Raw genomic sequence first — 25797 nt, forward strand, 5'->3', positions numbered from 1 at the left:
AATTTGCAGCATTTAACGCTGTCTAGTTTTGTCGAATGAGTACATCCTATGTCACATTCCAGTTATACAGTTACCCTGGAAAACGGCGTTGGTGATATTCTCGACTTTAATACGATGGTAGAAGCAGATGAAGACGAATTAACTAATTACGGGGTCTTATAGGGCTCCTTTTTGTATCATCTCCTTTTGTATATAAAAGCGCATACGGCCTTATGGCTCACACATTTAATTTAAATGGTTGTCTTTCACTTTAAATACTTGGTCCAACACTTTCCCGATAGACGATATAACAAATTAAGGAGGTGTTCTCCATTTTCAGAAAGTCTAAAATTAATTTTAGAGAGTAACTTCTATCCAGTTGTTCTCTCTTTTACTTTATTGGTATGTAACTTAGTCCTCGCTCGATATAAGTATTTCAAGCCTTTTATACTTATTTGTAATGTTCTTAGTTAACCGGCTTTTGTTTTCGTTAAACGATTGTAATGACCTACTTGGATTAAGCGCCGTATTAAAAAATGGTTGTGTCAATGAAGTCTATTAATCATTGACACTCTCCCTCACCTAAAGGCCCCTTGTCATTTCCCCGCTTTAAAAACCTTAACCAATTATTATAGATAAAATGCTTTTCTTTAGATTTAGGCCATTCACCTATTACTAGGTACGCTCATACACTATCCCATCCACCTACGAAAGAAGGATGCCTAATGGACTTAACTGCACCGCATTGGCTGTATTTTGTCGGGATTTTGCTGATCATTGGCACGATGCTGATGCGCAAAAATGTCGTTGTCCCTGCAATCCTGATGACGTTTTTAGTTGGTTATGCCTTTAGCGGTTCGATCGCAGCCGCCTTACAGACTATTTTCTCAGCGAGCCTTGTGGCAGCTGGAGAATTATTTAGTATTTTTTTGATCATCGCTATTATGACGGCATTGTTGCAAAGCCTTGACTCCCTAGGGGCAAACGAACAAATGATTAAACCATTTGGGAAAGTCATGAAAAATGCCACTCTCTCTTACCTCATTCTCATTGCCATTACGTATGTCATATCGCTATTCTTTTGGCCTACCCCCGCTGTGCCTGAGGTAGTGGGAGGTACCTTCTTTAGCATACGTCTTTTTCTTTTGGTCGAAATTACCACTAGAATACCGAACAAACATTTGCACATAATACAAACATACGTTCTATTTATAAGGAGTGTTTGCATTGAAAAGCATGGACGATGTTAAAAAAGAAATTTGGCGTGGCAACCTACTATGGGAAGGAAGTCGAATGATGTTGCCTGAGCATAAGCAGGCATGGATTGAAATGCAGAAAGAGGAAAATAAAGTTGAGCTTCACGGTGAACTCGATGATGACCAGTGGCGTGAGATTGGCGAAGTTATCATGGACGCGCTTAATCATACATTGGTCGTACGGCTCACTTACTGGCAGGATGGCTACTACATAAACAAGGATTGTCACATCTACAAAGTAGATGAACTGAATAAAAAGATTAGGATTGAATACGGCCCCTTAAACGATTCTATCCGAGAATGGATTGACATGCGTGTCATATACGATGTACAGCGCATCTAATTCCAGCTATCCCCTAAAGCATATCGCCTTTGCTCTATAATAAAATTAGGTAGAGTGATTTCTATTTTTGTTTTCCCAATGCTTCTTAAACGAATAGACGAACCCACTAAGGATGACTGGCTGACTGAACTAAAATTCGATGGAATTCGTTTGATCTTATCTAAACATGAGGGTGTAACACGGCTGTATACTAGACATAAAACTGAGGTTACAAACCGATTTCCCGAACTGTGCAACAATGATATTGCCGACGGATTAATACTGGATGGCGAATTGATTGTACTAAACGAAGATGGCCAGCCCGACTTTGAGTTGGTCATGTCTCGCTTTCGCTCTTATAAATCAACTCCCCTACTCCCCGTACAGTTTGTGGTATTTGACATAATTAAGCACAAACACACCTGGGCTACTGCCCTGCCCCTCATACAACGTAAAGAAATCCTATCCAAGGCCTTACATCCACATCCTCATATGTTTGAGATTAAATGGATAGAAGGCTAAGCTACCGCTTATTTTGATGCTGTAAAAGATAGAGAGTTAGAAGGGATTGTCATAAAAAATCCTGCGTCTACTTACAAAATAAACAAACGATCAGAGGATTGGCTCAAGGTTATTAATTATCAGTACGCAGAAGGTTTAATTACGGGATATAGAAAAGACGAATTCGGCTTGCTGCTAGAAAGTTTTGAGGGCGAGTCATGGGGAGTCATGGAGCATATGCCTATCAAGTCATGCAGAGAGTTTTACGAAATTTCCAGGAGGCAGCATGTGAGCGACAGCAAAAAGTTCGTGTTTTTAGAAACGCCGCTCCCCTGTAAAATTCGTTATAGGTATACTACAAGCAAGGGCTACCTTCATATCCCACTTTTTTGGATTGGTTGATATGAAGGCTGTTTAACGGGCGCGTTTATCGAGTAACGCTTCTTTTTGTATTTATAGAACCATATAGTTGGAAGATCAGCAGGGAATTAGTAAAAAGGAAATAGATTGACTTTGTTGAAGTATTTAGGAGTAAAAAAGAATTCGAGGAGATGAAGCATGGATTTTGTATTAACAGAAGAAATGGTATTGAACGACCTTTTAATACTTGTAATCAACATTTTGGATTTAAGGTATTAGATGCTACACCTATAAAACGTGGTTGGTTAAATTTAAAGTGGAAAATAACGACAAATTCTGGTGTTTTTTTAATCAAGCAATATAACAAGGAAAGATACAAACTGTATAACCATGAAGAACTACTACTAGCCTTCTCTCAACAAATGCGATTACATAATAGTGGTCTTCCATGCCCTAAGCTATATACTCATGAAGGTCAGTTTCTTATTGAATCTGAGAAGGGCGAACTTTTTATGTTAATGGATTATTGTAATGGAACTGTGATCCCTCCAGGAAAATTAAATGTTCATCAAATGTATGATTTAGGACAAGTTACAGGGTATATGCATCATTTGTTAAATGACGGTACACTTGGGGTTAAGAAACGCCCTGAATTTATCCCCCCAAGCCGTGAGGAGCGTTTAACTCATTGGGAATCTGTTTGGAATCACGCAAATAATACTGACAAATCGCATTTGTTACCGATAATAGAAACACAATATAAAGTAACAGAAGCTATAAATTTAGGAGATTTTAAACTTAATGAAACCGGTTGGGCTCACCGTGATCTCTGGGTAGACAATTTATTGTTTGAAGAGAAAAAAATAAGTGCTGTTTTAGATTTTGATAGAATGAAATATGACTATCCACAGCTTGATGTTGCAAGAGCTGTTATATCTGGGGCCTTAAATGAAAATAACTTTAATGTTTCTCTTGTTCAGGCTTTTATAGAAGGGTATAGTGAGCAACGTTTACTTGAGAAGGGATTTATAAATACCTCTTTAAAAATGTTATGGTTTATGGAAAGTACATGGTGGATAAATTCAAGCATGGATCAGCATAGTGGACCTCCAGAGCGTTTTGCAAAGGAAATGCTGTGGCTTTCGGAAAATCATAAAGAATTAGAATCCATGTTAGAGAATATATAATTAAATGATATCCGATTATCTGATCGAGTCAAATGCAACCTTTATTATACTTGCCTCCACTCCTATATGGACGGTAAGGCAAGCAAAGGCTTACAAACGTAAGCCTGATGACCAGTAAAATGAGTAGCCCCGCCAAAGATTAGCTCGTATGTTGCAGGCTTAAATGGGGTAATAGAATCTGGCGTAAACATTACAGCACTTGCCGGCTACATTGCTTCTCAAGATGTGCCACCGGAAATAAAGGCAATGCATCCGATGCTAAACAGCACGTACAGTGTTTTAAACCCGTATCAGTCTTTAAGACCAAGCCGTACATACGCAGAACTTTTCGTTTTCGCCAAACCCGTTTGGATTTATCTATTTTAGTAACCGTTCATCGTAAACGTTGCAAGAATTTAATTACAGGTCGAGAATTAGAAGAATGGGAACGGTACCTGGCAGGTGCTGCTATTATAGGTGGACCCATAGCAAAAGGAACTTCCAAAGGAATAAGGGCGGTTAATAACGTTAGCAACGGAACACGAATCAGTAATCCAGCCCATAGCGCCGCACAGTATGATAGACTTCAAACTCATTATTACCAGAGCGAAAGGTATGGAGTCGCTAGTGTAAGAGAACTACCAGACGGTAGGTACAGATATTACGCTGAATTACAGACAGCATCTAAACCAGGTGAAATGGCAGGAAGGCGCACAGTAAGAGAATGGGATCCGTTAACAGGTCGAAAAAGAACATGGATGGAAACGATCGATCATTCAGGGAACATAAGGCAGGTAAGACCAGACACTCAATTTACTAATAACGTAAAGATTCACTATCAATTTGACAGAGACGGAAAATATATTGGAAAGTGGTAAAGGAAATGAGTGAGCCTACTAAAAAGGAAATTATTAATAAGCTAGAGCTTGTTCTTAAAAACCAGCTAACCAGGGAGGAAGTTACTGATTGGGCAAGTGAATATACGATGAAAGAAAAACATTATGTATCTGACCTAAAAGTGTGGGATATGTTGATGACTGTATCAGGGTTGGACCTTCAGGACAGCCCAGGCGAATATCTGCATACTGACGACGACATTCGAGATTGGATCAAAGAGTTTTCAAACAAGTGATTATGTAAGCATCCCCGCTACTTCAGCGGGGACTTTTTGTTTTAGTTCACCACTTTATCCAATTCGCGATAAGTGTTAGGCCCTGCAACTCCATCAACCTCTCGCGGAAGATATACCTTTTGAAAGCGTCGGACCGCATCTTCAGTCAGTTTACCAAAGTCGCCGTCTATTTTACCGACCTTAAAATTTGCAGCATTTAACGCTGTCTAGTTTTGTCGAATGAGTACATCCTATGTCACATTCCAGTTATACAGTTACCCTGGAAAACGGCGTTGGTGATATTCTCGACTTTAATACGATGGTAGAAGCAGATGAAGACGAATTAACTAATTACGGGGTCTTATAGGGCTCCTTTTTGTATCATCTCCTTTTGTATATAAAAGCGCATACGGCCTTATGGCTCACACATTTAATTTAAATGGTTGTCTTTCACTTTAAATACTTGGTCCAACACTTTCCCGATAGACGATATAACAAATTAAGGAGGTGTTCTCCATTTTCAGAAAGTCTAAAATTAATTTTAGAGAGTAACTTCTATCCAGTTGTTCTCTCTTTTACTTTATTGGTATGTAACTTAGTCCTCGCTCGATATAAGTATTTCAAGCCTTTTATACTTATTTGTAATGTTCTTAGTTAACCGGCTTTTGTTTTCGTTAAACGATTGTAATGACCTACTTGGATTAAGCGCCGTATTAAAAAATGGTTGTGTCAATGAAGTCTATTAATCATTGACACTCTCCCTCACCTAAAGGCCCCTTGTCATTTCCCCGCTTTAAAAACCTTAACCAATTATTATAGATAAAATGCTTTTCTTTAGATTTAGGCCATTCACCTATTACTAGGTACGCTCATACACTATCCCATCCACCTACGAAAGAAGGATGCCTAATGGACTTAACTGCACCGCATTGGCTGTATTTTGTCGGGATTTTGCTGATCATTGGCACGATGCTGATGCGCAAAAATGTCGTTGTCCCTGCAATCCTGATGACGTTTTTAGTTGGTTATGCCTTTAGCGGTTCGATCGCAGCCGCCTTACAGACTATTTTCTCAGCGAGCCTTGTGGCAGCTGGAGAATTATTTAGTATTTTTTTGATCATCGCTATTATGACGGCATTGTTGCAAAGCCTTGACTCCCTAGGGGCAAACGAACAAATGATTAAACCATTTGGGAAAGTCATGAAAAATGCCACTCTCTCTTACCTCATTCTCATTGCCATTACGTATGTCATATCGCTATTCTTTTGGCCTACCCCCGCTGTGCCGCTTGTAGGCACATTGTTGCTCCCAGTTGCGATCCGCGCGGGCCTGCCTCCTTTAGTGGGAGCGGCAGCAATTGCCATCGCTGGGCAAGGCATGGCTCTATCAAGTGATTATATGATTCAAATTGCTCCTATGCTAAGCGCAACAGCCGCTGGTGTCCCTGTGTCTGTTATTGCTGACCGGGCTTTGGTGCTATCTTTAATTGCAGGCAGCACGGCCATGCTCGTGCTGTATTTGCTGGCACGGAGACGGAAAGAACAGCTTCGTGCGTCCTTCCCTAAGGAATGGATGCAACCATACAAGCAAAGGTACTCAGCGGTAGCGTCGTGGAAGGCTAAACTATTTGCTGCTTTTGTGCCATTGGCTTTTTTAGCAGTGATTTTGTATATGCTATATACGTCTTTTTTTACAAATTTGCAGTTGGAAGGCGGCAGTGGAGCCGCATTGGTTGGTGGAGCCGCGCTCTTGCTTTTGCTAGTGGCAAGCTTGTTTTACCGGCCAAAACAACTATTTGAAAATGTCAGCAATCATTTAGTCGATGGCTTTTTGTTTGCTTTTAAAGCAATGGGGCCGGTTATTCCTATTGCCGGGTTCTTTTTTCTCGGTAGCAGCGATTTCGCTCCGGCCATTCTTGCTATTGACGAAGCGCCAGCGTTTTTATTTGAATTAGTCGAAGCAGGCGAATCATATATTCCTACCGAACCAGGTTGGACTGCATTTGGATTGTTAATGATTGGCATGATTACAGGCCTTGATGGCTCTGGATTTTCTGGTTTGCCATTGACTGGAGCTCTTGCTGGTGCATTGGCGCCTGTTTCAGGGATCGATCCAGCCACTTTGGCGGCGATTGGGCAAATGGGGGCGATCTGGGTTGGCGGCGGTACGTTGATCGCTTGGTCTTCTCTCGTTGCTGTTGCAGGAATTGCTCGCGTTCATGTTCAAGATTTAGTGCGGATCTGTTTTATCCCTGTGATTGCCGGTTTACTCGTTTCAACCATTCTCGCGCTTGTGATTTGGTAGGCGAATGGAAATGGCCCCCACAAAGCCAGCCTAACAAGAAGGCTGGCTTTGTATAGCTCTGCTGTGCCATCCGAGCTGCTACGATTCCCTTTGCAATACGCTTTCTGCGGCGGCTTGGACGACCATGTCGTCCATGGGCGGATTGTGGAGACCGGCGCGGACATTTTTATAATACCGCGATAATGGCGACTGATTGGATAGGCTATGGGCGCCAACAGCTCTCATCACGAAGTCGACGATTCTGTTTGCGTTGTTGACTACTGCGTATTTGACCATTTTTAATTCTGTGTTTAACTGCATACGGGTTTCTTTGTCGCTTTCATCCCACGTTTTGGCAACGCCGTACAGAAAGCGGCGGCTTTGTTCATATAAAATAGCAGCTTCACCAAACTTTTGTTTAACGTGTGGCAATTGAGCAATCGTTCCTTGAATGCTATTAGGGGAATACGAATTGGCAAACTTCGCTGCGTCTCGGATGGCAGCACGGGCCATTCCCAAATAGCAGGCAGGAATGTGGAGCAGCCATGCTGTTGGCAGGCCATCTTTTTCTTGCTTTTTAATAAAATGGTTATCTGGCAGCTTGACGTTTATTAAGTGCAAATCTTCGCTTCCAGTAGACCCCATTGCCATCATGTCCCATGTTTTTTCGACGGTCACTCCTGGCGTGTTTCGCGGTACAATAAACAAACCTACCTGTTTTTCTGGTTCGACAGTAGCGAGAATTAAGTAATAATCTAAGTGTTCGGCAAGTGTCGTAAAGGTTTTTGCACCATTTAGGACCCACTCGCCTCGTTCGTACGTGGCTGTCGTTTGAAAAGCTCCCCCTCGTGTCGGACTTCCTGTCGCTTTTTCCGTTGCAGCCGTATTCAGGAGAACCCCTTTTTCGACAACTTCACAACTGATCCGCTCGTGCCAATGCTCAGGCCAATTTTCTCCTCTGCCAATTGGTACATCGTCCCCATATGCCAGCCGATGCACAAGGCGGTCGGGCCGTCCGCTTCGGCAATCAATTGTTGAAGGAATAGCATTTCGCTAAGGGAAATCTGTCTTCCTCCATATTTCGTTTCTACCGGCAACGCTGTATAGCCAGATTCCTTAAGTACGGCAATATTTTCAATCGGCACCGTTTGTTCGTGGTCGTGGATGGCGCCAATTTCAGAAAAACCTTTTAAAATCTGGCGCAATGCTTGTTCCCGGCCCACTGCTGATTGTTCATCCAAAATTGACAACTTTGCCTCATCCTTTTCTGTGTATTCCGATAAAGTATACCATATATAAAAAGCATGTGGATCTGCCACATGCTTATTTTTTATTTTGCTGTTTTCTTTTTTGTTTATCGTCTTCCGATGTTCCTTGGTGCAACGACTCGTTAAATTGGCGTTTGACAATGTCCTCGCCTTTTTCTTTATGGTTATTGTTTTGCTTTTGCTCATTCATTTGTCTACACTCCCTTTCTCTTCGTTGCTGCCAGTATACCCTTTGTGCATGAATGCAAACCATGTTTGAACGACAGCAAAACGGAAATACAAAGGAAAAAGGAGGTGTTGGCTATGCCATGGACAATGGATGACTATCCCTCATCTTTAAAGAATTTCGAGAAAGCCGTCCGCAAAAAAGCGATTGAAATTGGCAATTCGATGGTCAAAGACGGCTACTCTGAAAGCCGCGCCATTCCAATTGCCACCGAACAGGCGAAAAAATGGAAAGAAAACGCTGACGAAAACGAAGTCGCCCACTTTTTGAAACACGGTAAAGTAACTCCGTCTAAACATGATTCCTCGTCGTCTTCACCAGAAACAGCCGACAAGCCTGAGCATGTTGTCAAGCGCGAAGATGGATGGGCTGTTTATGCAGAAGGAGCAAAGCGTGCTTCCTATGTTGCAAATACAAAAGAAGAAGCGTTGCAAAGAGCACGCAAAATTGCAAAAAACAAAGGAGCAGGCGTTAAAATCGACGATTAAGTGCCTGAGTCATCTTCGACAAATGCGTGGATTTGGCGGAGCGGTACAGCAAGCCCTTCGCCATTTCCGTTTTCCCCACTACTGCGGGCATAGACCATTCCTACGACCTCTCCTTCTTCTGACAACACCGGCGAACCGCTATGTCCAGGGAAGACAGCGTTGGTAATTGCTAAAACTTGGTAGGCATCATGGCTTTCTTTTACTTCCCCTTTATTCGTGATGTACGAATGCGTCATCGGATGGCCAATCACGTACACCGTGTTTCCTGGATTCGCTGACGTTTCGGCAAGCGTTAATGTCGGTAAATTGTCTGGCTGCCCTTCAAGCGCCAACATGGCCAAATCATTCGTTTCGTCTGTCTTCGTCTCAGTCGCCAGGTAACGCTTTCCATCTGGCAAATGGACATAAATAGACGAAGCTCCACGAATCACGTGTTCATTGGTGAGCACGTCGCCGCTTTCTGAAATGATAAAGCCTGTCCCATGGCCTCGGTCTGTTTGCACAGCAACGACCGCTTCTTTAAATCGATCAAAATCGCCTTCTTTTTCCAATTGTTGGCTTTCGCTCGTAAAGCGGAGTGCGTCTAAACTGAAATGCTGAAACAAAAAGGCACTTCCTTGCACAAGCATAGCCAACGCAACAACAGCTGCTACAATGATAACGATCGCTTTTTGTAGAGGTTTCGTTTTTTTGGGAGGCTCTTCTTCCATAAACGCCTCAAGTGGCGGCTCTTCTTCAAATCGTTCTTCTTCTGGAGGTTGGTTGGTTACCATCAGATCAATGCGCCTTTTTCACTGTTAGTAGCTACCAGTTTTTTGTACGTAGCAACAGCTTCGTTGGGTTCAACCGATCCCCTCGCTGTACGAGGCAAAGTCAATGTTATTATGATCAATAGCCACACACCCTTTCGCAAAAAATCAGGCCGATGCCTTCACCGTTGTCTTCTCTTACATTCAGTATACCATCGCTCTTCCCTTTCCTACAAAAATGACTGCCCTGCCTGTCAAGTCGTTGCCGTTGCCAGCCTTGGATCGTTCACTTATAATGTGGATACATAGATGCTACTTGCTGGAGGTTTAAAATGGAACCGATTGAGAAAGAACGCCTTCAATCGTTGCTTGATTCTTTTCTGAACGAAGACGTTTACTTGCATTTAGAAACGACAAATGGGGCTTACGCTTCCCATTTTGACGAATCGTTTTTTTCAGCCAGCGCCTACATCCGCAATGCCCTTATTTCGTACGAACATGGCGTTGTCGCTGGCAACGGCCCATACAGAGTTGGTTTAAAAATGAACATTGGCTGGGTATATGGCGAAGGGTTAACCCATTTTGAGCTAGACAAAAAGGGGCGGCTACTAATGGCTGGCCATGGCCCCGACGGAAAACTTGGCGTCGCCTTTGAAATTTCACGCACGCCTTTTGACGATTAATTGATTGCTGGGAGTTGAACGAGCATGAAAAAACAAAGCCATGTCCTTGTCATCTTTCCTCATCCAGATGATGAAGCATTCGGTGTTTCAGGAACAATATCTGCTTATATTGATGCAGGAACGCCAGTGACATACGCCTGCCTGACGCTTGGGCAAATGGGACGCAACCTAGGGAATCCTCCCTTTGCGACACGTGAGTCATTGGCAGACATCCGTCGGAAAGAATTGCAACAGGCTGCCGCCGTTATGGGCATCACCGACTTGCGGACGATGGGTTATCGCGACAAAACGCTTGAATTTGAACAACCAGGACGCTTGAAGCAAATGGTGCTTAACCTTGTTGCTGAACTTAAGCCTTCCCTCGTTATCTCGTTTTACCCAGGGTATGCTGTTCACCCTGACCATGACGCTACTGGACTAGCCGTCGCGTCCGCACTGGCAGAGTTGCCAAAGAGCGAGCGTCCTACTTTTTACGCAGTGGCGTTCTCAAACAACCACGAAAAAGAGATTGGCCCAGCGGATATCGTCCATGACGTTTCAGCATACGCCATTCGCAAGCTTGATACGTTACGCGCCCACGCTTCCCAGTTAGCATGGACGTTGCCAAGCTTGGAAAAAGCCTATTATGACGGCGTCGAAGAAGCGAAGGAACGTCTTTGCAACGAACGTTTCTGGACGTATCCGTTCGCGTAAAACGCCTCCCACTATTAGGGAGGCGGCTTTTTTCCATTAAAAAGGAGGAACTGTTTTGGCCAATGAACAGGCTCTGCTATTAGTCGACGGCTTTAACTTATTGAGCCGCGGGTATTTTGCGACGAGCTACAACCGCCCGATTGAAAAGTTAGAACGAAACGCAGAAGGCTTATATGTGAATGGCCTTCGTGTGTTTATCCAAAAACTATTTAAGCTGGTTACCGATTATTCGATTTCCCATTGCATTGTCACTTGGGACGTGCCTCGGGAGGAAGCATTACGAAGAAAGACGTTTCCTGACTACAAATTGACGCGAAATGAGCTTCCAGAACCATTAATCCAACAGTATCAACAATGTGTGAAAACACTTGACCACATTGGTGTTGAGCAATTAAAAGTGCCGCCGTATGAGGCAGATGACATTATCGGTGCTATTTCGGCCAAATGGGAAGCAGAAACGAGCGGCCCTTGTTATATTTACAGCAATGATAAAGATTTGTTTCAATTGCTGACTTCCCGCACCACTCAAATTGTTGCTAAGAAGCAAACAGAAGTGTTATTGGATGAAGCCTCATTTAAAGACAGTTACGGCCTCTCCCCTACCCAGTGGGTTGATGTAAAGGCGCTCGTCGGCGATACAAGTGATAATATTCCAGGCTGTCCGGGGATAGGCGAAAAAACCGCCCTTCCTCTAATTGCTGCGTACGGGTCAATTGAATCGCTTTATCAGCAAATCGACACACTCCAGCCTCCATTAAAGCGGGCGCAGAAAAAACTACTAGCTGGAAAAGCGTCTACTCAGCTTTCAAAAAAGCTTTCTGCGATTATCTGCGACATTCCCGAACTCCGCCACTATTCTATCAATGACGCTGTTCTCTCTTTGAATCGGGGCGAAGTTGACAAGGAACTTTCACGTCTCGCCATTCGCGTTAAATTGGCGGACGATCTGGCTTTTATTTCTTAACAGACGCCTTTACCGTTGGTTTGGCGCGTATTCCATTCTTCGCGTGTTAGCCCGTAACGAATTGAGTCATAATAGACTCCTTGGTAATAGCGAACTTTGCGAATGCGCGCTTCACGGGTAAAACCTAATTTTTCGCCAACTGCGATCATCCGCTTATTGCCTGACCATGTTGTAAAACCTACACGTTCAATTTGCGGATGCATATGAAACACGATAGCCGACCACCGCCGCAGCGCCTCAGTCCCGTAACCGCCATTCCAATAAGCAGGATTAAAGATGACAATGCCTAGCTCGAGCCAGCGGGTTTTTTCGCATTCCCAATAATACGACACCGTACCAATTAATTCGTCTTCTACAAAAATTCCTTGTACGTCTTGACGATTGACCCAGTTTTCTGCTGTTTCACGAAAATCCTCATAAGGGAGCGAATGATGCTCAAAATAAGGAGCATCCCATTTTTTCCATTCTGGGTTGTCTTGAGAAAAGACCCATTTCCACAAATGTTTCGAATACTTTATGCTTATTGGCGCGATCGCCATTTCTTTCATTCCCCCGCCCTCCTAGTCCTAGCCACATTTTTTTGCACCCATACACTTCTTCCTTTATACTAGAACACGGTGTCAAATTCAAGAGGAGTGATTCTGTGACAACAATCGATATACGGGGTGCTGACCAGACAGACATTCAGCTCATCCGTATGCAGCAACAAGTTCGGGAAATTGCGAAAGAAGAACAGAAAGAAGTGATTGGCGTTGAACAAACGCCCAACGAAGAATGGGTGATTGTGTCCAAAAAAGAACATGGGCGCACGCTCCAGCTTATGGTTAACGATTGTCATTCGCCCTATGATGGCCATTGGGATTTTGCCCTACAAGCTGAATACGTTAACGCCCATCGTCTTTTTATTGACGATATAAAAGGTGACCCGAACCGTGGTTTTGGTTCCATTTGCATGGCATACTTAAAGGATGCGGCCTGGCAACACAATTGTTTGATTGAAGGCAAGCTTGCCAAGCGTGATTGGGATCATTTGGATAGACTCATCCATTTTTACAAAAAGCACCATTTCCATGTCTCCGTGAATGAAGAAACACAATCAGGCCACGTTATTTGGCACGGTTAACTGCAAGGACCGAACCCCATAGGGCTCGGTCCTTCAAACTGTAGCCAAGCGTTTTCTATCAGCCTGAGTGCGGTTGTTTTTTCTTTCAGAATAAATTCGCCTGTGAGCGGGAACCTACATGCAAGGAGGCGGAAAAATGGATTGGTTTTCTGTCATTCAGCGGATCTGTTCACTGCTTGTGATTGGGTTCGTTTTATTCACGTATGGCTGCATCCTTAAACAAGACAAAGCGGCCAAAAGCAGAAACGAGCGCTAGCGCTCGTTTTCGACATGTTCGGCAATTGTTTGCTTTTTAATATTCCAATGCGATTCTGTCCATAGCACGGATTTGTTTTTTAAAACAAACACTTGTGGTGACTTATGAACGGTATCTAAGTCTTCCGCAATTTTGTTTGAAACTGGCCGGGATTCGATCACTTTTACGAACCCGTAACGGAAGGAATTGTTTTCACTAGCAAATTGCTTGTACTCTTCAAACGCTTCTGCAGATACAGGGCATTGCGTACTATGTTTAAATAGCAGAGATACTGTGTCCGTACTCCCCTGTAAAAACGTTTGCCATTCTGCTTCTGTTGTTAACTCTTCAATCATGCGATCATCCCCTTTAGCGTTCTGATTTTGTTGTACCATACCACAGCCGTAAGCTGCAACCGCTCTTTCTCAAAATCCGTCACCTAATTCAATGACAATACGTATCTCTGTATAAGATACCCCTTCACCGGCATGTTCCTTAATCGGCTTTAAATAAGAAGAACCGACTTCTTTGATTGCTTGGCGGATCAAGGCCGCTTTCTCTTTCTCGACGAGCTTGGCGACACCTGTCGTCTCATTGTTTTTCTCAGCAGCGATTAAATGTTTCACTATCGTTTGTTCACTAAAACCGAGCGTTGACGCGATTTGAGCTGGTGCTTGCCCAGCTTCAAAGTGCTTGATGACTTCCTCACGGCTTACACGTTTGTGCCCGGTAGACGGTGCCTTATCCAAAGGCAAATTCGTGCTTTCCCGCTTATCAAATTGGGTAAGGGTTTTTAAAAAAGCTTCTCCGTATTTGTTAAGCTTATGTTCGCCCACGCCAGAAATCGTAGCCAACGTTTCCAATGACTGAGGGATCACAGCGGCCATTTCTCTCAATGTCTTATCGGAGAAGATCAAATAAGGAGGAATTCCTTGCTCATCAGCCAATGCTTTCCGCTCAGCCCGGAGTGCGGCAAAGATGGGATCTTCGTCACTTACTGTTCGTTCAACCGTTTCTTTGTACTGATAAACTTGACCTTCTCCTTTTAAAACAGCTACGCCTTTTGGCAGCAATTGAATTGTCGGATACGAAACAGGCGTTAAACCAATGTATTCTTCTGCTAATAAAAAGTCGATAAACGCCTGGACTTCTTTTGCGGATCTGTCTTTCATCAACCCGTATGTCGACAATTTATCTAAACCGAGCTGTTCGATTTTCTTGTTTTTTGATCCTGTCAACACTTGGGCTATCACCGTTTTTCCAAACCGCTCTTTGACGCGAACCACGCAGGAAAGCACTTTTTGCGCATCGCGCGTGACATCTTGCTGTTCCCCTTCCCGTTTGCAATTGCTGCATTTTCCACACGGTTTCCCTCCATCCTCGCCAAAATAGCTTAAAATAAATTGCTCTAAACATTGGTTGGTATGGGCATAACGGCTCATCCATTGCAGTTTTTCAAAGTCATGTTTCCGTTTTTCTTCGGATGCATCGGACTGTTCAATAAAAAAACGTTGCGTTTGAACGTCTTGTGCTTGGTACAGCAACATGCACTCACTTGGCTCGCCATCTCGACCGGCACGCCCCGCTTCTTGATAATAAGCTTCGAGCGTCCCTGGCATATTGGCGTGAAGCACGTAGCGAACATTGGCTTTATTGACGCCCATGCCAAACGCATTTGTGGCAACCATGACATCAGCCCGGTCATAGACAAACGCTTCCTGACTTTCGGTCCGTTCCTTCTCTGGAAGGCCGCCATGGTAGAGAACAGCGTTTGTTTTTCCATCGATTGCTCTGTAAATGGCTTCTGCTTCTTTCCGCGTTGATGCATAAATAATACCTGGAACACCTTGGTTTGCTTCAACGTATTGCTGTAAAAAGGATGTTTTTTTCTGTCCTTTCAACACACGCAATGTCAAATTGGTTCGTTTAAATCCAGTAAGATGTTGGTTGCTTTCATCAATGTGAAGGCGCCTGCATATGTCGCGAGCCACATCCGGTGTCGCTGTCGCCGTAAGCGCTACAACTTGCACTTTTCCTGGAAGTGATGCAATCCAGTCGGCCATTGTCAAATAGCTTGGCCGAAAGTCATGCCCCCACTGTGACATGCAATGGGCTTCATCAATGGCAATTAAGGCAAGGGGTTGCTTTGCCAACGCCGCTTGAAACGATGGCTCATAAAGGCGTTCAGGTGCCACATACAACAACGAAATGTTTCCGTCAGCGACATCTTTCAAACGCTTTCGTTCTTCTGCTTTCGTCAATGAACTATTAATGTAAGTAGCTGGTATGCCGATTTCATTGACAGCGTCTACTTGGTCTTTCATTAGCGCAATTAAAGGGGAAATCACGAGCGTGACACCTTCAAGCACGGCAGCCGGAATTTGATAGCATAGAGACTTGCCGCCGCCAGTTGGCATGACGACAAGGGCACCTTCCTTATTTAAAATGGACTCAATGATTTTTTGTTGGCCAGGCCGAAAAGCCGTATAGCCATACAGTGATCGCAACACGTGCTCCGCTTGATCCAATAACGCCTGTCCCATTTGAACACTTCCTTACATAGACTTATCTGTTCTAATTAGTATAGTACGAGGCTCATGATAAAGTCGACTCCCCCTTAAGAGAAATCCTTTAACATAAAAACAACATTCAGTTGTCTTAATAAGCAAGCATAAAAAAGGACAAGTATCGGTAGATGTCGTATACTATCATAGAGTTGATCCAATTCCGATAAAGGAGTGTCTGAACATGAGAATGGTGACATTAAACAATGGTGTAAAAATGCCGCAGCTTGGTTTCGGCGTTTGGCAAGTGCCCGATGAAGAAGCAACACCCGCTGTTGCTAAAGCCCTAGAAGTGGGGTATACATCGATTGACACAGCAATGATTTACAAAAACGAAGCCGGCGTTGGAGAAGCCATTAAAGAATCGGGCATTGATCGAGAGAAGCTATTTATTACAACGAAAGTATGGAATGCAGACCAAGGGTACGAGCAAACACTGAAAGCGTTTGATGCGAGTCTGGAGCGTCTTGGCCTTGACTACATTGACCTCTATTTGATTCATTGGCCAACGCCTCACTATGACCAGTACATTGAGACATACAAAGCGCTTGAAAAATTGTACAACGATGGCCGCGTCCGGGCAATTGGCGTTTGTAACTTCGACATTGACCACTTAGAGCGCCTCCTTGACGAGTGCGATGTAACGCCTGTATTAAACCAAGTGGAATGCCATCCATACTTTGCCCAAAATGAACTGAAAGACTTTTGTGCAAAACACAATATTTATGTGGAAGCATGGAGTCCTCTTGACCAAGGCGGCGAGGTATTAACCGACGAAGTCGTTGAAAAAATTGCGAAAGCACATGGCAAAACAACGGCACAAGTCGTACTCCGCTGGCACTTGCAAAATAATACAATTGCGATTCCTAAATCAGTAACGCCATCGCGGATTGAAGAAAACTTTGATGTCTTCGATTTTGAACTGTCCAACGAGGAAATGGAGGCGATTAATCGTCTTGACCGCAACCAACGCCGGGGCGCTAAACCGAGCGAAATGAATACTCGTTAAATCCAACCAGCAAGCCCCTTCGGGTTTGCTGGTTTTTTCCTTTTTGACATTTCCAGTGATCGTAAAAAATAGGGATTTCTATGATTTTCGTGAAAATCGCTGCTTTTCGTTTACATGCATCGGTTTAAACGGTAAACTACGTAGTAGTAGTAGATGAAAGAGATAGGGATCCGACAGCGGCATCCTTTTATGCTCAATGTGTAGGAGGCTTTTTTTATGATTACTGTAGCGAACGTTGGTTTGCAATATGGCGGACGCAAACTATTTGAAGACGTTAATATTAAATTTACGCCAGGCAACTGTTATGGTTTAATCGGCGCCAATGGAGCTGGCAAATCGACCTTTCTGAAAATCCTTTCAGGGGAAATCGAATCTCAGACAGGGCATGTTTCGATGAAAGAAGGTTCGCGCCTAGCTGTTCTTAAGCAAAACCATTTCGAATATGAACATGAAGAAGTGTTGCAAACCGTCATTATGGGACATGCGCGCCTCTATGAAGTGATGAAAGAAAAAGACGCCATTTATATGAAAGCCGATTTTTCAGACGAAGATGGCATGAAAGCAGCTGAGCTTGAAGGCGAATTTGCAGAATTAAACGGTTGGGAAGCCGAATCAGATGCAGCAGTCCTATTAAAAGGGCTTGGCATTAGCGAAGACCAGCACCATAAAACCTTGTCTGAGCTTGCCGAATCAGACAAAGTCAAAGTGCTTCTGGCCCAAGCGCTATTTGGCAAGCCGGACGTGCTTTTGCTGGACGAGCCGACGAACGGCCTCGATTTAAAAGCGATTCAATGGTTGGAAGATTTTCTTATTAATTTTGAGAATACGGTCATTGTCGTTTCCCATGACCGTCATTTCTTAAACAATGTCTGCACGCATATTGCTGATCTCGACTACGGCAAAATTGAGCTGTACGTCGGAAACTATGACTTTTGGTATGAATCGAGCCAATTGGCATTAAAAATGGCACAAGACCAAAACAAAAAGAAAGAAGAAAAAATTAAAGAGCTTGAGAGCTTTATCGCCCGCTTTAGCGCCAATGCCTCTAAATCCAAACAGGCGACTTCGCGTAAAAAGCAATTAGAAAAAATTACCCTTGACGACATTAAACCTTCCTCGCGCAAATACCCATACATCCACTTTTCGCCAGCTCGTGAAATTGGAAATGATTTGCTTTTGGTTGAAGGGTTGTCAAAAACCGTTGATGGCGAAAAAGTGTTGAACAATGTGTCGTTCCGAATGAACAAAGACGATAAAATTGCTCTTGTTGGTTCAAACGATGTCGCCAAAACGACGCTTTTTAAAATCTTGATGGGTGAAATCGAGCCTGACGAGGGTACATTTAAATGGGGAATTACAACAAGCCAATCATATTTTCCAAAAGACAACTCTGCTTTTTTTGAAGGAAACGAGCTAAATCTTGTTGATTGGTTGCGCCAATTCTCTCCTGAAGATGACAGTGATACGTTCTTGCGTGGCTTTCTTGGCAGAATGCTTTTCTCTGGCGAAGAAGTGCTTAAACAGGCAAACGTCTTATCAGGCGGTGAAAAAGTCCGCTGCATGCTGTCAAAAATGATGCTCTCAGGAGCGAATGTGTTGCTGCTGGATGAGCCAACAAACCACCTGGACTTAGAATCGATTACAGCGCTCAACAATGGGCTAATCAATTTTAAAGGGTCGCTCCTTTTCAGTTCCCATGACCAACAATTCATTCGCACGATTTCAAATCGCGTCATTGAGTTGACAGCGGATGGCATCATTGACGAAGACTCGTATGAAGATTATTTAAAACATGTAAAGTAAACATCGAACCCCCCGTTGCCTTAGCACGGGGGGTTCCTATTGTCGACAAAAGCCAATCGACTTATTTTTATCTGTTTCTGTTTAAGCGCCTACTAGCCTTGAAAATACTCTTTATAATAGCCGCCCACTTTTCCGGTATTGTCAATGACAAAATAAAACTCGTCCGTTTCGTTTTTAAGCGGGTATTCTTTCCCTGCTGTTAAAGCACGGTTGACAATATATTTTTTTGCATCGGTATGTACACATTTCACCATGCGTATCGTCGGTGCATTCGTCCACGTTTGGTGAATCACTGATCGTCCCTCCTTGTGCTGCATTCCTTTATTGTACAGCAAACAGGGCTGGTTCGCCAGCCCTGTGCTGTCTTATCTCCTTAGCCTTCCAGCAACAATTGTTCAGGATCTTCAATCAGCTGTTTAATTTTCACGAGGAAGCTAACAGCTTCTTTGCCATCGACAATGCGATGGTCATAAGAGAGAGCCAAATACATCATTGGACGATTTTCGAAACGTTCGTTGTCAATCGCTACTGGGCGCATTTGGATTTTATGCATACCGAGAATGCCTACTTGGGGCGCGTTCAAGATTGGCGTTGACCAGAGGGAGCCAAACACACCACCGTTCGTAATCGTAAACGTACCGCCTTGCATATCCGCTAATTGCAATTTATTGTCCCGTGCTTTTTTGCCAAGTTCGCCAATGCCTTTCTCAATACCAGCAAAGCTGAGGCGATCGGCATCCCGTAAGACAGGGACAACGAGGCCGCTATCTGTCGAAACAGCAATGCCAATGTCATAAAACTTCTTGATGAGAAGCTCATCGCCTTGGATTTCTGCGTTTAGAAGCGGAAACTCTTTTAAAGCGCCAACAACGGCTTTTGTAAAGAAAGACATAAATCCTAACTTAACACCATGTTTTTCAGAAAATGCATCTTTGCGGCGACTACGCAAATCCATGACTGCGGTCATATCAACTTCGTTAAAAGTCGTCAACATCGCTGTTTCATGTTGAACATCGACAAGCCGCTTTGCAATCGTTTGGCGGCGCCGTGACATTTTTTGCCGCTCGACAGGTTTGCCTGCTTCCCCTTCGCTTACTGGTGCAGGAGACTGCTGTGCTTTCGGCGCTTCTGGCTGTTTTGGTTTTGCTTGATGGGCTTCGATATCTTGGCGGCGAATTTTTCCTGCTGGGTCCGTTGGCGTAATGGCATCAAGGGAAATGCCTTTTTCACGTGCCAATTTCCGTGCTGCTGGCGAGGCAAGCGGGCGATTGTTGCTTACAGCTTCCTCTTTTTCTGGCTGTTGCGTTTGCTCAGCTGGCTTCTCTTCTTGTGGTGCTTCCTCTTTTGCCGTGGCTTCTTCCTTTGTGCTTTCGCTTGTTGCAGAGGTGTCGCCAGCAGAGCCGCTTTCATCGATAATCGCGATGACTTCGCCAATTTCTACGGTATCGCCTGGTTCCCGTTTGAATTCTTTAATCACACCAGCCGTATCAACGGGAATTTCGGCGTTAACTTTATCTGTCTCAAGTTCAGCAATAAACTCCCCTTGCTCGACATAATCGCCTACTTCTTTTAACCACTGGGAAATGGTGCCCTCTGTAATCGATTCTCCAAGCTCAGGTACTTTGATTTCAGTCACGTCAAAAAGCCTCCTTAGTTTTTGCGAGTCAATGACTCAGTTACGATGCGTTTTTGTTCCACTTTGTGGGCATTGGATACGCCTTCAGCCGGGCTTGACCGGTACGTGCGGCCAATGTAGCTCAACGGAACCCCTGGAGGCAAGATTTCGCGAATGCGCGGCTCCATAAAAGTCCAAGCACCCATATTTTTAGGCTCTTCTTGTACCCATTTGACTTCTTCTAAGTTAGGAAACTCTTTTAATCGTTCGCGAATCGCGCGGCGCGGAAACGGGTACAGCTCTTCTACCCGGATAATGTGAACCCAACTCCAGTCCTTCTCATTTTTGTTCACATAATCTTGCAACTCAATCGCTAGTTTTCCGCTGCACAATATAATCCGTTTAACAGCATTGGGATCATGACCAAGCGTTGGCTCTTCCAAGATCGGCTGAAACTCGCCTTCTGTAAAAGCAGACGTTGGCGAGGCAACCACTTGGTTACGGAGCAAGCTTTTTGGCGTCATGATAATAAGTGGCCGCACTGTGTTCTTTTGCAAAATCTTTGCCTGACGCCGCAAAATATGGAAGTATTGTGCGGCTGATGTACAGTTGGCAACTGTCCAGTTATTCTCTGCTGCCGAGCTCAAAAAGCGCTCGACGCGCCCGCTGGAATGCTCAGGGCCGGCGCCTTCATACCCATGAGGCAACAAGACAACAAGACCTGATTTTTGGCCCCATTTTGCTCGCCCAGCCGACACCCACTGGTCAAACATCACTTGGGCGCCGTTGACGAAGTCGCCAAATTGCGCTTCCCATAACACAAGCGTCTCTTTTGAAAATACATTGTATCCGTACTCAAAGCCAACGCATGCCTGCTCCGTAAGAGGGCTGTTGTAAACGGCAAAGGATGCGTTGGCATCTTTAAACGTTTGCAGCGGTACATGCGTTTCATTGGTTTCCCGGTCATGCAAGACAAAATGTCGGTGTGCAAATGTCCCACGCTCACTATCTTGGCCACTTAAGCGGACCGGCGTGCCATCATGGAGAATCGAAGCAAACGCTAGAATTTCAGCCAGTCCCCAATCGACATTGCCTTCGCCGTCAAATGCATTGGCACGGCGCTTTAGGATTTTTTCAAGCTTTTGGTTAGGCTTAAACGAACTTGGCCAGTCAAGCAACTGTTCATTAATGGCAACAAGCTTTTCTTTTTCGATAGCGGTTTTCACTTTTGGCAAGCCGTCAACAATAAAGTCAGGAGGGCTCAGCTCATATTTCTTCTCTGATTTATCGCTGTTGACTTTGTTGTATTCTTCAAGCAAGTAGTTGTACATATCGGTATCTAGCTTCTGTGCTTCTTTGGCCGTAATCACTTGTTCAGCCTCAAGCTGTTTGGCGTAGATAGCGCGCACTGTTGGATGTTTGCGAATCTGCGCGTAAAGATCAGGCTGTGTCACCGCTGGCTCATCGCCTTCATTGTGGCCAAATCGGCGGTAGCCAATTAAATCGATCAAAAAGTCTTTTTGGAATTTACGACGGTACTCGACTGCAAATTTGATTGCCCTCACGCAGGCTTCCGCATCATCTGCATTCACATGCACAATTGGAATTTCAAAACCTTTAGCCGGATCGCTTGCGTATGTAGTTGAACGCGAATCATGCGTTTCAGTCGTATAACCGATATTGTTGTTGGCGATAATGTGGAGCGAACCACCAACATGATAACCGTTCAAACGGCTTAAGTTAAGTGTTTCCGTCACGACGCCTTGCCCTGGAAAGGCGGCATCGCCGTGGATAAGGATCGAATAAGCCCTTGTTGTGTCTTGCTTAGGCGCGCCTTTGCTGCTGCGATCCTCTTGTGCAGCTCTTGCGTATCCTTCAACAATTGGCGAAACAAACTCCAAATGGCTTGGGTTGTTAGCAAGGGACACAATCGTTTGCGCGCTTTTGTCATCGCTAATTTGCCGGTCGGCCCCTAAATGGTATTTTACATCGCCGGTCCAGCCTGTATAAGTTTCTCCGAGGCCTTCTGACGGGGCATTTAATTTGTTAGGCGCTTGCAGGAATTCCGAAAAGATCGCTTTATATGGTTTCCCAAGTGTATGGGCTAATACATTTAGACGGCCTCTATGGGCCATGCCGATCATAACGTGATCTGTCTTTTCTTTTCTGACTTCCCTAATCGCTTTGTCAAGCATCGGCACAAGCGCGTCAAGCCCTTCAATTGAAAAGCGTTTCTGCCCAACAAATGTGCGGTGGATAAACTTCTCAAAGCCTTCTACAGACGTTAGGCGCTCAAGCAGCGCTTTTTTTTCTTTATTCGGCAGCTCATCGGCATACGCTTCAGATTCGACTTGCTTGCGCAGCCAATTGCGTTCTTCTTCATCTTGAACGTGGCCAAATTCAAATGCCATCGTCTGCGTATACACCTTTTTCAAATGTTTGATCGCTTCGAGCCCATTTTTTAAATGCGGCGGAGCATCCTTGCAAATCAGCTTGACAGGTACTTTTTTCAATTCTTCTTCCGTTACGTTAAAGCGTTCATAGTCTAGCAAATTGCTGTTTTTGTCGGTTTTCCAAATGGGCTGTATGTCAGACACCAAATGACCTTTGGCACGGATATAATCAGCCAGCCTCACCGCTCCTACTACTGCGCTTATCATGTCCGCCCCGATTGTTCCCTTTGCATTAGACGAGCTGACGTTCTCTTCTAAAGCTGGCGGACCCCATTTCTCAAAGTGGGCACGCGTTTGTTCATCTACGGAGTTCGGGTCTTCCACATATTGATCGTACAGCTCAATCACGGCTCCAAGGTTAGGACCATAAAATCCTTGCCAAGGCTTTTCCGGGCTGTGTTCCTTGCTGGACATGTGATATAAACCTCCTAAAACGTTTCATTCGCAAAAAAGCGAATTCATTTTCAAGCGCTTACAAACCTATTTTACCATTTTCCAGCCTGTATCTCAAAAAAAAATGCATAATAATTGACGAATTATGCCACATTTTTTGGATCATCGAGGATGGAAGCGGTCACTTCGATTTTAGCGCGTTTGCGCGCGAAAATCCAGTGTTTTTATCGAGCATTCTGCCTATTTCGTCAAAAAGCGTTTCCGCCTTTCGGATCAGGTACGATTTCCCAATTTTTTGCCGCGATTGATTGCAGCTGTTTCACCTCCTCTTCTTCTAGTTGAATGATCGGTTCATCGCATTGCTCTTCTTGAAACGTTGCCTCTATCAAAGAGCCGTCTTTTGCAATAATGAGCTGAGCCCCTGGCGCTTCCATATCAGCAAGAGGCGGTTCCAGTTCAAAAGCTAGCTGAACAACGATCCAGTCCGGCAATACGTCTACATGGACAAGCGTGACATTCGTAAAGGCGGCCTGATGGCGTGTATACCTATCCATTCGAATCATCTATTGTTCACTCCCCCTCTTCATCATACCAGTGGTAGCACAAGGTTGGAAGCGGACAAATAGTCCACGGTCTTTCCTAGCGTTTATAGCAATTTTCTTTTTCGTACTTGCCGTGTTTCTCAAATAAAAGAAACTGCCAGCCTCCTTCTTTGACAATTGTCTTAGCAGACAACAAACGAAAATGAGCCTGTTTGCTTGTTCTGACCAACTCCTTCTTTGAAGGAAGAGGGTGCATCTTTTTATGTGCGCTCATGAAACTGTTAAAAGCAGTAGCGAACCGCTTGCCGTGCTTCCCATCAGTAACAGGGCTAATGACAATGAGCACTCCGTCGGTTGCTAGTTGCGCCGCCGCCCGTTTAAAGATCTCAACGCGTGTATCTGTCGAAAAGTAATAGAGGATATTGTTGAACATTAAAACGTCATAGGCACGCTTGCCTTGAAAATGAAAAAAATCACCTTCGATAATGGAAACATTTTCGTTTAGATTGTTTTTTCTAGCGGAAACGCATACGTCGTGGTCCACTTCAATCCCTTCAAATTTCGTGCGGGGGAACGTGTGCGCCAATCGTTTTAAATAGCCACCGTAGCCGCAGCCGACATCGAGGACAGATTCGGCTTTGCGTTTTTTTATGATGGCAGCGATTTTAGGCACAGCCAACGCTTCAAGGAAACTGGAAGTGCCCGCCACCATATCGGCCATATTAGGAGGAGGCTCTTGCTGCTTGTTGGGAAGTTGTTCTCGGTAGCTCAAAAGGGTAGGCATATGCAATTCAAACAGCTCCTCAAGTAAGATGCCGACTGAATGCTTGCTTTCTTTCGTTAAATATTTGCCCATCTTTTGTTTTGTTTTGATTTTGTCGCCCTTGCTTTCACGCAAATGGCCGACTGCAAGTCCAACCTCGACCCAGCGTGACAATAACTCAACTTTGAGACCGTGTTTATCCGCTACTTCGGCGACTTTAGCGCCATTCTTAAAATAGGAAAATAAATTTAAACTATAGCCCAAATAGGCATGCCACACCTTTAAAAATGGTTCCGCCTCTTTCAGCCATTTTCGTGCGTTCCATACTTTTACATATTCATTAACGGCCATTTGTCCACCCCTTTGGTTCCATTTCGCAACAATCCGCTTAGTGTGTGGTGAGTTCGCCTTTTGCGAATCCAACATAACGTTTGACTCCATTTATTTTCCACCAATAGAATTCTAGCCTGTACAGCTGGCGTTCCCTTGCTGTGTTGCCCCTTCTTGCCATTCCCAAAATCGTCAACATTGAAACGATTCTTTTTATGTTCTTTTTTCAATTGTCATGTTACGATAAGAAGGTAATTTGTGCAGAAAGAGGCTCGACTCATGCGAAAATGGTTTTTAGGTATTTCCTTGTTTTTTCTTGTTTGCTTGGTCGCTATCGTCTTGTTGTTTGAACAGAGTGACCGCTTTCGCCAAAATGTTTACAAAACCATTATTGCCGAAAACCAAATTCCCGAAGATTATGTGCCTATATACAAAGAGGCCGGCGAAGAATATGGCGTGCCTTGGGAACTACTTGCTTCCGTTCATCGTGTCGAAACGATCTTTTCGACAATGGATCCACTCGAAAGCCCTGTTGGCGCCCTTGGGCATTTTCAATTTATGCCCCGCACATGGATCGGTTGGTCTTACCCAGGCATTGACGACATCGGCAATGTCGCTGAAGATGTTGACATCACTGATACCGATCTAATTGCAGCCCATAACGGATATGGCACTGACGCCTCAGGTAGCGGGAAAGCGGATCCATTTGACCTAGCCGACTCCGCTTACTCTGCTGCTCGGTACTTGGCTGACCACGGCGCACGTGAAGGCAACTATGAAGAAGCCCTTTTTTCTTATAACAAAAGCGAAGATTACGTAGAAGAAGTAATGGGCTACTACCACACGTATACAGAGGAAGGGTACGAGCTTATACAACTTCCACTAAACAGGCACAAAGCAGGAACGTAAAACGCACAC

Annotated in this window: 26 protein-coding genes and 2 pseudogenes; 15 read left to right on the top strand and 13 right to left on the bottom strand. The window is 44.3% G+C overall.

From position 1 onward, the window contains the following. The first annotated feature begins 704 nt into the window (after positions 1–704). The 6 genes and pseudogenes from N6H06_RS14175 to N6H06_RS14195 all read left to right on the top strand — a co-directional run bounded on the left by N6H06_RS14175 (position 705) and on the right by N6H06_RS14195 (position 4716). Positions 705–1229 carry a hypothetical protein gene (locus N6H06_RS14175; protein WP_263707324.1) on the top strand — a complete coding sequence of 175 codons (525 nt, stop codon included), beginning with the start codon at positions 705–707 and terminating at the stop codon, positions 1227–1229. Further along, a complete protein-coding gene (locus N6H06_RS14180) occupies positions 1216–1578 on the top strand; it encodes a YolD-like family protein (protein ID WP_263707514.1) in 363 nt (120 codons plus the stop codon). The genes N6H06_RS14175 and N6H06_RS14180 overlap by 14 nt, the downstream gene beginning before the upstream one ends. A gap of 78 nt (positions 1579–1656) precedes the next feature. After that, a pseudogene (locus N6H06_RS14185) lies at positions 1657–2460 on the top strand (ATP-dependent DNA ligase). A 149-nt stretch (positions 2461–2609) separates the two neighbouring features. Further along, positions 2610–3605 carry a phosphotransferase gene (locus N6H06_RS14190; RefSeq protein ID WP_263707325.1) on the top strand — a complete coding sequence of 332 codons (996 nt, stop codon included), beginning with the start codon at positions 2610–2612 and terminating at the stop codon, positions 3603–3605. Positions 3606–3952: 347 nt separating this feature from the next. Continuing rightward, entirely contained in the window at positions 3953–4462 is a 510-nt protein-coding gene (locus N6H06_RS23190; protein ID WP_404830354.1) for a pre-toxin TG domain-containing protein, read from the top strand. A 5-nt stretch (positions 4463–4467) separates the two neighbouring features. Beyond that, entirely contained in the window at positions 4468–4716 is a 249-nt protein-coding gene (locus N6H06_RS14195) for a hypothetical protein (RefSeq protein WP_263707327.1), read from the top strand. Between the two features lie 41 nt (positions 4717–4757). On the opposite strand, the pseudogene N6H06_RS14200 reads toward N6H06_RS14195, so the two are convergent. Beyond that, positions 4758–4907, bottom strand: a pseudogene (locus N6H06_RS14200) (peptidoglycan-binding domain-containing protein); the annotation flags it as partial. 697 nt (positions 4908–5604) lie between these two features. Here N6H06_RS14200 and N6H06_RS14205 point away from each other — a divergent pair. Next, positions 5605–6999, top strand: a complete 1395-nt coding sequence (locus N6H06_RS14205; protein ID WP_062750450.1) for a hypothetical protein — start codon at positions 5605–5607, stop codon at positions 6997–6999. Between the two features lie 78 nt (positions 7000–7077). Here the strand turns inward: N6H06_RS14205 and N6H06_RS14210 are convergent, their stop codons facing one another. The 3 genes from N6H06_RS14210 to N6H06_RS14220 form a co-directional block, all read right to left on the bottom strand. Next, positions 7078–7977, bottom strand: coding sequence for an acyl-CoA dehydrogenase (locus N6H06_RS14210; RefSeq protein WP_263707331.1), 900 nt, complete (start codon positions 7975–7977; stop codon positions 7078–7080). Next, the gene (locus N6H06_RS14215) at positions 7866–8228 is read right to left on the bottom strand and encodes an acyl-CoA dehydrogenase family protein (RefSeq protein WP_263707332.1); all 363 of its coding nucleotides are present in this window, start codon (positions 8226–8228) and stop codon (positions 7866–7868) included. Before N6H06_RS14215 ends, N6H06_RS14210 begins: the two co-directional genes overlap by 112 nt. 73 nt (positions 8229–8301) lie before the next feature. After that, on the bottom strand, positions 8302–8436 hold the full coding sequence (locus N6H06_RS14220) for a hypothetical protein (protein ID WP_263707334.1): 135 nt from the start codon (positions 8434–8436) through the stop codon (positions 8302–8304). 113 nt (positions 8437–8549) lie between these two features. Between N6H06_RS14220 and N6H06_RS14225 the strand changes: the two genes are divergently transcribed. Then, positions 8550–8960, top strand: a complete 411-nt coding sequence (locus N6H06_RS14225) for a DUF2188 domain-containing protein (protein WP_062750452.1) — start codon at positions 8550–8552, stop codon at positions 8958–8960. Here the strand turns inward: N6H06_RS14225 and N6H06_RS14230 are convergent. Then, on the bottom strand, positions 8957–9733 hold the full coding sequence (locus N6H06_RS14230) for a S1C family serine protease (RefSeq protein ID WP_062750454.1): 777 nt from the start codon (positions 9731–9733) through the stop codon (positions 8957–8959). The genes N6H06_RS14225 and N6H06_RS14230 overlap by 4 nt on opposite strands. Positions 9734–10041: 308 nt before the next feature. On the opposite strand from N6H06_RS14230, the gene N6H06_RS14235 reads away from it, so the two are divergent. The 3 genes from N6H06_RS14235 to N6H06_RS14245 are packed head-to-tail and all read left to right on the top strand — an operon-like array spanning position 10042 to position 12049. After that, positions 10042–10392: a YojF family protein gene (locus N6H06_RS14235; protein WP_062750456.1), complete on the top strand. Its 351-nt coding sequence runs from the start codon at positions 10042–10044 to the stop codon at positions 10390–10392. 24 nt (positions 10393–10416) lie between these two features. After that, on the top strand, positions 10417–11085 hold the full coding sequence (bshB2, locus tag N6H06_RS14240) for a bacillithiol biosynthesis deacetylase BshB2 (RefSeq protein WP_263707339.1): 669 nt from the start codon (positions 10417–10419) through the stop codon (positions 11083–11085). A 55-nt stretch (positions 11086–11140) separates the two neighbouring features. Beyond that, positions 11141–12049, top strand: a complete 909-nt coding sequence (locus N6H06_RS14245; protein ID WP_263707340.1) for a 5'-3' exonuclease — start codon at positions 11141–11143, stop codon at positions 12047–12049. Here N6H06_RS14245 and N6H06_RS14250 read toward each other — a convergent pair. Then, entirely contained in the window at positions 12046–12588 is a 543-nt protein-coding gene (locus tag N6H06_RS14250) for a GNAT family N-acetyltransferase (RefSeq protein ID WP_404830355.1), read from the bottom strand. The two genes, N6H06_RS14245 and N6H06_RS14250, sit on opposite strands and share 4 nt — an antisense overlap. A gap of 104 nt (positions 12589–12692) precedes the next feature. On the opposite strand from N6H06_RS14250, the gene N6H06_RS14255 reads away from it, so the two are divergent. Continuing rightward, complete coding sequence (locus N6H06_RS14255) at positions 12693–13172, top strand: hypothetical protein (RefSeq protein ID WP_095239425.1); 480 nt, start codon at positions 12693–12695, stop codon at positions 13170–13172. A 252-nt stretch (positions 13173–13424) separates the two neighbouring features. Here the strand turns inward: N6H06_RS14255 and ytxJ are convergent, their stop codons facing one another. Together ytxJ and recQ are read right to left on the bottom strand one after the other, a co-directional pair. After that, complete coding sequence (gene ytxJ, locus N6H06_RS14260; protein WP_062750466.1) at positions 13425–13763, bottom strand: bacillithiol system redox-active protein YtxJ; 339 nt, start codon at positions 13761–13763, stop codon at positions 13425–13427. Positions 13764–13832: 69 nt separating this feature from the next. Beyond that, a complete protein-coding gene (gene recQ / locus N6H06_RS14265; protein WP_263707346.1) occupies positions 13833–15950 on the bottom strand; it encodes a DNA helicase RecQ in 2118 nt (705 codons plus the stop codon). 205 nt (positions 15951–16155) lie between these two features. On the opposite strand from recQ, the gene N6H06_RS14270 reads away from it, so the two are divergent. Together N6H06_RS14270 and N6H06_RS14275 are read left to right on the top strand one after the other, a co-directional pair. Beyond that, entirely contained in the window at positions 16156–16980 is an 825-nt protein-coding gene (locus N6H06_RS14270; protein WP_062750468.1) for an aldo/keto reductase, read from the top strand. Between the two features lie 216 nt (positions 16981–17196). Next, positions 17197–18783, top strand: coding sequence for an ABC-F family ATP-binding cassette domain-containing protein (locus N6H06_RS14275; RefSeq protein WP_263707348.1), 1587 nt, complete (start codon positions 17197–17199; stop codon positions 18781–18783). A 92-nt stretch (positions 18784–18875) separates the two neighbouring features. Here N6H06_RS14275 and N6H06_RS14280 read toward each other — a convergent pair whose 3' ends face one another. The 5 genes from N6H06_RS14280 to N6H06_RS14300 form a co-directional block, all read right to left on the bottom strand. Continuing rightward, entirely contained in the window at positions 18876–19076 is a 201-nt protein-coding gene (locus N6H06_RS14280; protein WP_011246955.1) for a DUF6501 family protein, read from the bottom strand. Between the two features lie 80 nt (positions 19077–19156). Further along, positions 19157–20419 (bottom strand): 2-oxoglutarate dehydrogenase complex dihydrolipoyllysine-residue succinyltransferase, encoded by a 1263-nt coding sequence (gene odhB, locus N6H06_RS14285; protein ID WP_263707353.1) that lies wholly within the window; start codon positions 20417–20419, stop codon positions 19157–19159. 14 nt (positions 20420–20433) lie between these two features. Further along, positions 20434–23265 (bottom strand): 2-oxoglutarate dehydrogenase E1 component, encoded by a 2832-nt coding sequence (locus tag N6H06_RS14290; protein WP_263707355.1) that lies wholly within the window; start codon positions 23263–23265, stop codon positions 20434–20436. Positions 23266–23492: 227 nt separating this feature from the next. Further along, positions 23493–23807 (bottom strand): hypothetical protein, encoded by a 315-nt coding sequence (locus tag N6H06_RS14295; protein WP_062750477.1) that lies wholly within the window; start codon positions 23805–23807, stop codon positions 23493–23495. A gap of 76 nt (positions 23808–23883) precedes the next feature. Further along, a complete protein-coding gene (locus tag N6H06_RS14300; protein WP_062750478.1) occupies positions 23884–24990 on the bottom strand; it encodes a class I SAM-dependent methyltransferase in 1107 nt (368 codons plus the stop codon). A gap of 168 nt (positions 24991–25158) precedes the next feature. Between N6H06_RS14300 and N6H06_RS14305 the strand changes: the two genes are divergently transcribed. Further along, positions 25159–25788: a lytic transglycosylase domain-containing protein gene (locus N6H06_RS14305; RefSeq protein WP_062750480.1), complete on the top strand. Its 630-nt coding sequence runs from the start codon at positions 25159–25161 to the stop codon at positions 25786–25788. The last annotated feature ends 9 nt before the right edge of the window (positions 25789–25797 follow it).

The organism is Shouchella tritolerans, assembly GCF_025770735.1.
Taxonomy (GTDB): domain Bacteria; phylum Bacillota; class Bacilli; order Bacillales; family Bacillaceae_D; genus Shouchella; species Shouchella tritolerans.

Bases quoted from the DNA above. Each gene is read 5' to 3' on its own strand.
- N6H06_RS14175 (WP_263707324.1), top strand. From the start codon at position 705: ATGGACTTAACTGCACCGCATTGGCTGTATTTTGTCGGGATTTTGCTG.
- N6H06_RS14180 (WP_263707514.1), top strand. From the start codon at position 1,216: ATGGACGATGTTAAAAAAGAAATTTGGCGTGGCAACCTACTATGGGAA.
- N6H06_RS14190 (WP_263707325.1), top strand. From the start codon at position 2,610: ATGAAGCATGGATTTTGTATTAACAGAAGAAATGGTATTGAACGACCT.
- N6H06_RS14195 (WP_263707327.1), top strand. From the start codon at position 4,468: ATGAGTGAGCCTACTAAAAAGGAAATTATTAATAAGCTAGAGCTTGTT.
- N6H06_RS14205 (WP_062750450.1), top strand. From the start codon at position 5,605: ATGGACTTAACTGCACCGCATTGGCTGTATTTTGTCGGGATTTTGCTG.
- N6H06_RS14220 (WP_263707334.1), bottom strand. From the start codon at position 8,436: ATGAATGAGCAAAAGCAAAACAATAACCATAAAGAAAAAGGCGAGGAC.
- N6H06_RS14225 (WP_062750452.1), top strand. From the start codon at position 8,550: ATGCCATGGACAATGGATGACTATCCCTCATCTTTAAAGAATTTCGAG.
- N6H06_RS14230 (WP_062750454.1), bottom strand. From the start codon at position 9,733: ATGGTAACCAACCAACCTCCAGAAGAAGAACGATTTGAAGAAGAGCCG.
- N6H06_RS14235 (WP_062750456.1), top strand. From the start codon at position 10,042: ATGGAACCGATTGAGAAAGAACGCCTTCAATCGTTGCTTGATTCTTTT.
- bshB2 (WP_263707339.1), top strand. From the start codon at position 10,417: ATGAAAAAACAAAGCCATGTCCTTGTCATCTTTCCTCATCCAGATGAT.
- N6H06_RS14250 (WP_404830355.1), bottom strand. From the start codon at position 12,588: ATGGCGATCGCGCCAATAAGCATAAAGTATTCGAAACATTTGTGGAAA.
- ytxJ (WP_062750466.1), bottom strand. From the start codon at position 13,763: ATGATTGAAGAGTTAACAACAGAAGCAGAATGGCAAACGTTTTTACAG.
- recQ (WP_263707346.1), bottom strand. From the start codon at position 15,950: ATGGGACAGGCGTTATTGGATCAAGCGGAGCACGTGTTGCGATCACTG.
- N6H06_RS14270 (WP_062750468.1), top strand. From the start codon at position 16,156: ATGAGAATGGTGACATTAAACAATGGTGTAAAAATGCCGCAGCTTGGT.
- N6H06_RS14275 (WP_263707348.1), top strand. From the start codon at position 17,197: ATGATTACTGTAGCGAACGTTGGTTTGCAATATGGCGGACGCAAACTA.
- N6H06_RS14290 (WP_263707355.1), bottom strand. From the start codon at position 23,265: ATGTCCAGCAAGGAACACAGCCCGGAAAAGCCTTGGCAAGGATTTTAT.
- N6H06_RS14295 (WP_062750477.1), bottom strand. From the start codon at position 23,807: ATGATTCGAATGGATAGGTATACACGCCATCAGGCCGCCTTTACGAAT.
- N6H06_RS14300 (WP_062750478.1), bottom strand. From the start codon at position 24,990: ATGGAGTCAAACGTTATGTTGGATTCGCAAAAGGCGAACTCACCACAC.
- N6H06_RS14305 (WP_062750480.1), top strand. From the start codon at position 25,159: ATGCGAAAATGGTTTTTAGGTATTTCCTTGTTTTTTCTTGTTTGCTTG.